The organism is Nibrella viscosa, from assembly GCF_039541875.1.
GTDB classification, from domain to species: Bacteria; Bacteroidota; Bacteroidia; order Cytophagales; family Spirosomataceae; genus Nibrella; species Nibrella viscosa.
In genome coordinates, this window is sequence record NZ_BAABHB010000048.1 from 1 (window position 1) to 701 (window position 701).

Annotated in this window: 1 protein-coding gene; it reads left to right on the forward strand. The window is 59.9% G+C overall.

Going from position 1 to position 701, the window contains the following annotated elements:
• On the forward strand, window positions 1–701 hold a 701-nt coding region (locus tag ABD931_RS29120), incomplete at both ends, for an L-lactate permease (protein ID WP_345271650.1).

The window sequence follows — 701 nt, forward strand, 5'->3', positions numbered from 1 at the left end:
CGCCCCCGTGGCCTTTGGCGCGGTGGGTACCCCCATCATCATTGCCGCTCAGGTCTCGGACCTGCCCGATATGGCCATCTCGCAGATGGTAGGCCGCACGCTGCCCATCCTGTCGGTGGTGGTGCCGCTGTATCTGGTGGTGATTATGGCCGGTTTTCGCAAGTCAATGGAGGTGATGCCGGCTATTCTGGTATCGGGCATATCGTTTGCCTTCTTCCAGTGGCTGACGGCCAATTACCTGGGGCCTATGCTGCCCGATGTGATTGCGGGCCTGGCCTCCATCATCAGCCTGATGGTGCTGCTTCGGTACTGGAAACCCAAAGCCACCTGGCGCTTTCAGGAGGAACCGCCCCAAACCCTGGAGACCGACCGGCAGTATTCGGCGGGGCAGGTGTTGCGGGCCTGGTCGCCGTTTCTGATGATGACGCTCATGATCATTGCCTGGGGCCTGCAACCCGTACGCGATGCCCTGAACTTCGTGGGGCAACTTAAATTTTATGTGCCTGGCCTGCAGGAGGGGCTGCTCAAAGCCGATGGCAGTCCGCTGGTGATAAAGCCCTTTGACCTGAATTATCTCTCCAATTCCGGTACGGCCCTGCTGCTGACAGGGATCATCTCTCTGCCGCTGGTGGGTCTGAGCTTCCGCGAAGGCGCCCGGATCTACCTGGCTACGGTCACCCAGCTGAGGTATCCCATCATCA